Raw genomic sequence first — 6519 nt, forward strand, 5'->3', positions numbered from 1 at the left:
TAGCCAATGGACAGGTTTTTGCCTGCGCTGAGAAGCGCGTGCGTGATTCAGCCGCGTTCACGCGGTATCAGGCTCTGCAACTGTTGTGCGAGGAAGTTGGCATCGAAGGCAAATGTGTCGGGGTCCTTCAAGCCGTTGGTCCGGCGCCATTGCCATTGCACCGATGGCGGTTGGCAAACCAGCGAAATACTGCCGTGACGGGTCGCCGCCAGGCCAATGATCGACAAAGAAATCAGCCCACCTACGCCCATCACCTCCGGAACGAATTCCACCGGTCTACCGGTGATGGTCAAGGTCAGTTTTTCAGTCTTGAAACCGGACGTCTCTACCGGAGCGCTCGGCCCGTGCGCCACATAGGTCTCACGGCTAAGTTCCAGCAGGCCGAGCGCCATGACGGGCGCCAGCCATTGCTCGATTTGCCCGTACAACGCCTTGATCTGTTCGGCCCAGACCGCTGCCTGGGCCTGGTGCAGTTGTTTCTTGTGCGCTTCGCTGTCGGCGTAGTGACGAAGCATCTCGCCCAATTGCTGTACATCGTCCATGGGCCGGTCCTCGATTAAGGGAGTACTGCGAAGCGCGATGATGACAGGTTCAAGACGTTGGCGTACGTAAAAGCCCTCTTTGCCTGCGCGCTGGGCTCTTCAGCGCAACCGCGCCATCGCCAGGGTATCCACCCAGCGACCGTCACGCACGGCGTAGTCGCGCATCAGGCCTTCGGTTTCGAAGCCGAACTTGCGGTACAGCCCGATGGCCGCTTCGTTGTCAGCGTACACCGTCAACTCGACCCGCCGCAGGTTCATCCAGTTGTCCGCAACCTCCAGCGCGGCCGCGAGCAGCATCGACCCCACGCCTTTGCCCTGCCAGGCGACAGCCACGCCCATGCCGAGACTGCCGCAATGGGCACGGCGCACGCGCGAAAACTGCTCCAGTCCCAGGTTGCCGATGACTTCACCCTCGTGCAGGGCCACCAGTTTCAATAAACGCTCGTCGTCCATTGCCAGACGCTTACGCCAGACTTCGGTGGACTGGAAAGGCATTTGCAGCACTTGGCGAGTCACCGCCGGATCGTTGTAGAGCGCGGTGACACCGGCGATGTGGGCTTCAGTGAAGCGTACGAGGGTGATCGATGATTCGGACATGCAGCTCCTCCCTGGAGGCGTGACAAGGCCGATCACTATAAGCCGCGCCAGGCGCTATGGGGAACCTGTGGGAGCGGTGGTTTTGGCATCCGCGTTGACGGATACACCGCTATCGCGAGCAAGCTCGCTCCCACAGGATTATCGTGCTACCAGCTAGGTCTGGAACCAATCCCGGCGCTCATCCAGCGTGTGATGGATCAGCTCACGAAGCATCTGCACCTCTGGCAAGCCTTCGGCCTGGGCATTGACGGCCATCCACAAGTACCGTTGCATCGACGGGCCGAACACTTGCGGCAATGCCACCAGGCCTCGGTCGAAACGGCTCATGTACTGCGGCAACAGACCGATGCAGGCGCTGCAGCGAATCATTTCCAGCATCAATTCGTAGGATTGCACCTGCACCACGCCGGCCCGGCGCTGTTCTATCAGGGCATTCCACGGGGCGAAGCCATCCACGTGTCGGTCCGCCTGCCATTGCACCAGCATGTAGTCGTTCAGGTCCTCCAGGCAATCCGGGCGCGTGGCCGGTCGTGAATAGCGCTTGGCGATGTGCGGCACATAGTCCATCCGCGCCAGTCGATCCGCGGGCAACGTGGCGAAGCTCGGCCCTGGCACCGATACCTGGGCATCACTCAACCAGAGCACCAGGTCGGCGCTGACGGCTTGCAGTGCCAGTTCACTGTCCAGGGTGATGATCTGCAGTCGCACGCTGGCGTTGCGCCGTAGCAACGAGATCAGGTCGCGTCCCAGGATGTCATGCAGAATCGACTCGGCCACGGCGAGGCGAATCAAGGGTTGATCGTTCAGCGGCGGCGCACTTTCGTGGGCCAGGGTGATCAATCGCGCCTGCAACTGCCGGCCTTCACGAGTGAGGGTCAAGGCGCTGCCCTGGAAGCTGAACAGCGAGCGTTGCAGGCGCGTCTCCAACTGCGCCAACTGCTTGCGCAGCCAGGTTGCCTTGACGTTGAGGCTACGAGCCGCTTGCATGAAGCAGCCGCAACGGGCACTGACCAGGAAACACTGCGCCACCTGCGGTTCAATACCGCCGGCCAATGTCAGCCAGGGATCGGGGACACGCAACGGCGTGCGGTATGCGGTGACAGCCTGGCGTCCTGCGGGCTCGGTGAAGGTCATGGGTGACTCCCTGTCGGTTGTACGAATTATTTGGGCCGGCCTAAAGCCCCTCCTCCAGCACCTTGCTCAACTGCGCGCCATCGATGCTCAACGTGGCCGTGTCGAGCATGCCGTCCAGGTAGGCCTTGGCGATCTGTTCCTGGCGCTGGGCGCGCAGGGCCTGGGTCAGGCGTTCGCGGACGTCGTCCAGGGTCGCTTCCCGGGCCGGCTGTTGTTCGGTGAGCTTGATGACATGAAACCCCGCCGGACTTTGCACCGGGTCCGACACCGCGCCGACCTTCAGGCGCGCCACCGCCTCACGCACCGGCGGGACCAGTTGCTGCAAGGGCTGGAAACCACTGTCACCGCCGCGCTCGGCACTGCTGCGGTCCTGGGAAAAACGACTGGCCAGGGCGCCGAATTCAGCGGGCGAGGCCTGGGCCTTCTTGCTCAACTCCAGCGCTTGCCGGCGCACCGCCTCTACGGTTTGCGGCTCGGTGGCTGCCAGGAAAATCTGGCTGACGCGGTACAACGCCGGTGCGGTCCAGTTGGCTTTCCCGGCGTCATAAGCCTGCTTCAACTCGTCTTCACTGGGATACCCGGCGGGCACCTGGCTGACCGACCGCAAGTAGTCGCGAAACACAATCTGCTCAGCCGCCGCCCGGGTCTGGCGCTCCACCTCGGGCCGCTCGCGCCAGCCCTGGGCGTCGGCCTGCTCCAACACGGCCTTTTCCGCCAGGCGGGCACGAATCCAGCCTTCCAGCGCAGCCCGATTGCCACGCATTTGCTGGCGAACTTCAGGAGCCAGCGCGGCCAGCAATGCCTTGAGTTCATCGGGGCTGACGTGCTGGTTGCCCAAGCGCGCCAGGCTCGGCGAGTCGGCCGTAGCAACGCTTACGGTCTGTACCGCGGCGACCGGATCGCTTCCCGGCCGCAGACCCAGCACCAGCGCCACGGCGAGCAGGCCCAGCGCTGCGGCGCTGATGACGAAGGTCGGCTTTTTCACGATGCGACGGCCTCCTCCGATGGCGCCTCGACGGGCTCGGCCGGGGTTTGCAGGCGCGCCGCGTTCTGGCTGTACTCACGCAGGTAGACAATGAACTCCTGCAACAGGCGATCCCACAGTTCCAGGTGGCTGCGCAAATGATCGGCGCTCACGCCTGCCGCGACCACCACGTCCATTTCCATCACCAGGAACTCACCCTGCAGCGACAACCGGGCAAAGCGGCGCGAGGCGTTCCACAACGCCACCAACCCAGCTGGCAACTCGCCCTGTACCCGCAAGGCGCAGCTGAAGGTGAAGTCCAGGTATTGGCCCGCTGTCGGCGCAGGATTACCCAAACGCACCGCAAAGCCGATGCCCTGGCTGGCACTGAGCAGTTGCACGATGCCGTTCTGCTCGGTTTCGTTGACCCGATAACCCGCAGCCTGCAACCACTCGGTCAGGGATTTTGCACCGACGTATTCAATCATTGAGGTCATGCTCGCGTCTTCCTTGTTCTGTTCAGTGAGTGATCGAGGCCTGGGGCGCATCGAAACGGTTCTTGTAGAGATCATCGCCAAAGCCCTGGGCCAGCTCTTCGAAACGCACCCGGGCCTTGGCCGCGAACGGCTGGCGGATCTTCATGATGTCGGTCACATCAATGGTTTCGTAGGCATGCAGCAGCGTCTTGGCGACTTCGTACATTTTCTGATTCTTGACCGAACATTGCTGCACTTGTGTGTCACGCTCGGTCAATTGCGCCTCCAGGCGGGCGCGCTCGGTCTCTTTGCCACGGGCCAGGGTCAACAGTTCTTCATAGGCTTTCTTGAATTTGCCGATTTGCTCGTTGCTCGCCGCCACCTGGGCCTGGGCCTGGTTTTGCAGGTTTTGCTGATGTCCGGCCAGCTGCTCGGCCAGGGCTTGGGCCTTGCTCAGTTGTGCGGTCAATTGCTTGATCTGCGCCTGGGCCTCCTTGGCCTGGCTCTCGGCAGCCTGACGAGCGGCGCTGGCCTGGGCCTGCTCGCTTTGCAGGGCCTGCAACTGGGCGGTGGTACTGCGCAGCTGTGCCCGCAGCCGCTCTTCCAGGCCTTCGCCGTGCGCCAAGCCACTGAGCAGCAGACCCAGCATCAGCAACGCAGCCGGGCATGGGTATTTGGCTCGCCTTTTCATGAGGTCTCCCTGCGCTTAGAAGCGCGTGTTGATTTCAAGCTGCAAGACATCGATGTCGTACGGCGCGCCGTACACCGCTTCGGAACTCAACCAGCGACCGGTGGCGAAGACGTTGCTCGCCAGGCCATAGTTGCCGCCCAGGAAATAACCCTTGGCATTGGTACCGCCCAAGTGGAATGACGAATCGTTGAAGCCGTCCGGCAAGGCATCGGGCTGGATGTACTTGTAGCCGGCGAACAGGTTCCAGTCGCCCTCGCGCTTGAGCTCCAGGGAGTTACCCAGGGTGAACTGGAGCATCCAGGCGTTGGCGCCACTTTCCACCTCGCCATCGCTGTCCAGGTTGTTGGCGAATTGCCCGGCGGAGCGCTTGCGCATCTCGCCTTCGTCGTAGCCCAGGTTGTGGACGTAGTGGGCCTGGCTGCGCAGCTTCAGGTCTTCGGGCAGATCGGTGTCCCACGCCAGGTTCAGGTCCAGCAGGTTGAATTCCGAGGCCAGGCCGACGTATTGCGGCTGTGGCGTGGTGGACGGGTTGAGAGGATTGGGCGCGATGTCGCGCAGCAGGAACACGGTGTTGCCCTTTTGCATGAACGCCACGCGTGAACCGTCGCTGTCGCAGCCTGGATCACCGGCCCAAGGCTGGCACGACGAAGAGCGCTGGCCTTCGATGTCGTCGAAGCGGTAATAGGCCATGGCCCCCTTGATCCGGTTGCTGTCGTTGATGGCCCAGTTGGCCCCCAGTTGCGCACCGTACAACCACTTGTTGTCGCTCTCCTCCTTGTCGCTGCCGTTGCTGGTGCTGGTGTCGTTGGTGTACTCCACCGGGAACGCGCCAACAGTACCGAACACGCCCCAGTCCTGATTGAGCTTGTGGTTGAAGTTCGCCGCCACACCGTCGAAGTTCAGGTCACCGGAATACAACAGGTCGGTGGAGAAAAACGGGTTGGCGAAACGCCCGCCGGTCAGGGTCAATTCGTCCGATGGCTTCCAGGTCAGGTAGCCCTGGTCGAGCCAGATGTCTTTCTTGCCAAAACCACCACCGAGGGTCTGGGTGGTGGACACCGGGTTGTTGTCGGAGCCGGTACCGATGCGGATGCCCGCGGTCCATTGCGGGGCAATCACGGCCTTCATGCCCAGGCGTGCGCGCAGGCGGAACAGGTTCTCGCGGTCTTCACGGGTGTTGAGCAACGGCGGCAGGCTGGAGCTGCTGTTGGGGTTGACGTCGTAGGGGCCCTTGTCATTGAGCCGGGCGAAGTCGACGATTTCGTTGCTGTTGGTGCCCGAGTAATAGCGCGACTCATCCCGCAGGCGAATGTCGCCATCGAAACTGATGCGCGAGACCCAATCCGGGAAGGTGTTGGGCTGGGCCCAGTTTTCCTGCTTGGCGGTGGCCATGACTTCAGCCTTGACCTGGTCGCGGATCTGCTCACGCACGATGTTCGGCACGTATTGCACCCGCACGTCCCCCGGCGCGCCGGCCGGCGTTGCGGCAACCGCCGTGGCTGCCTGGCGGGCCTGCACGGCTTCCCGTTCAGCCTGGGCGATCAAGCCATCGGCCTGATCCTGTTTCAACACGCCCTGCTGCACCAGCAGGCGGATCAGATTGATCGTGGCGTTTTCCGAGGGCGCTGGGGCGGCGGCCGCGTGCCCGGCCAGGCTCAGGACCACCAGGCCGATCGCCCACGATAATCGATTCACATTGGAAATCATCTGCACACAACTCCTTTGGCAAACTTTCAAATAGTCGGTTAACCCGGCCGCCGTCCCTGCAAGGACAAGCGCACGGGTAAAGTCAGGGAGGCCGGTGGCCGTTCACTCAAATGGGGCGCGGCACGCAGGGCGGAAATAACTTGTTCGTCCACTTGCGGGTTGCCGCTGGACTTGACCAACTCGACCCGGGTGATTTCGCCCACGGCACTGAGCCAGACATCGGCCTGCAGCGAGAACGCCAGGCTGCGCAAGTCGGGGTTTTCTCGCAGCAAGCGCTGGAAGGTGAATGCCAGGAACTGGCTGTAAGTGCCATTGCCCAGGCGCCCGCCCCCTGCCCCAGCCATGCCGCCGCCCTTGCCCGCGCCGATGTTGAAGGCGTCGTTGCCGGATTGGGCATCGCCGTCCATC

8 protein-coding genes are annotated in these 6519 nt (G+C 62.7%); all 8 read right to left on the reverse strand.

The window, feature by feature from the left end; genetic code table 11:
* Positions 1-47: 47 nt before the first annotated feature.
* Positions 48-542, reverse strand: a complete 495-nt coding sequence (locus KGA89_RS23195) for a hypothetical protein (protein WP_003201724.1) — start codon at positions 540-542, stop codon at positions 48-50.
* A gap of 99 nt (positions 543-641) precedes the next feature.
* A complete protein-coding gene (locus KGA89_RS23200) occupies positions 642-1139 on the reverse strand; it encodes a GNAT family N-acetyltransferase (protein WP_003201722.1) in 498 nt (165 codons plus the stop codon).
* 153 nt (positions 1140-1292) lie between these two features.
* A complete protein-coding gene (locus KGA89_RS23205) occupies positions 1293-2273 on the reverse strand; it encodes a LysR family transcriptional regulator (RefSeq protein ID WP_223472635.1) in 981 nt (326 codons plus the stop codon).
* 40 nt (positions 2274-2313) lie between these two features.
* A complete protein-coding gene (locus KGA89_RS23210) occupies positions 2314-3258 on the reverse strand; it encodes a peptidylprolyl isomerase (RefSeq protein ID WP_003201720.1) in 945 nt (314 codons plus the stop codon).
* Positions 3255-3734, reverse strand: coding sequence for a YbjN domain-containing protein (locus tag KGA89_RS23215; protein ID WP_027913039.1), 480 nt, complete (start codon positions 3732-3734; stop codon positions 3255-3257). The genes KGA89_RS23210 and KGA89_RS23215 overlap by 4 nt, the downstream gene beginning before the upstream one ends.
* A gap of 22 nt (positions 3735-3756) precedes the next feature.
* Entirely contained in the window at positions 3757-4404 is a 648-nt protein-coding gene (locus tag KGA89_RS23220) for a DNA repair protein (RefSeq protein WP_223472636.1), read from the reverse strand.
* Positions 4405-4419: 15 nt separating this feature from the next.
* Complete coding sequence (locus tag KGA89_RS23225) at positions 4420-6111, reverse strand: putative porin (protein ID WP_003201714.1); 1692 nt, start codon at positions 6109-6111, stop codon at positions 4420-4422.
* Positions 6112-6149: 38 nt separating this feature from the next.
* Positions 6150-6519, reverse strand: a 370-nt coding sequence (locus KGA89_RS23230) for an energy transducer TonB (RefSeq protein WP_223472637.1), incomplete at its 5' end; no start/stop codon positions are given.

Source organism: Pseudomonas sp. A-RE-22 (assembly GCF_019956035.1).
GTDB classification, from domain to species: Bacteria; Pseudomonadota; Gammaproteobacteria; order Pseudomonadales; family Pseudomonadaceae; genus Aquipseudomonas; species Aquipseudomonas brassicacearum.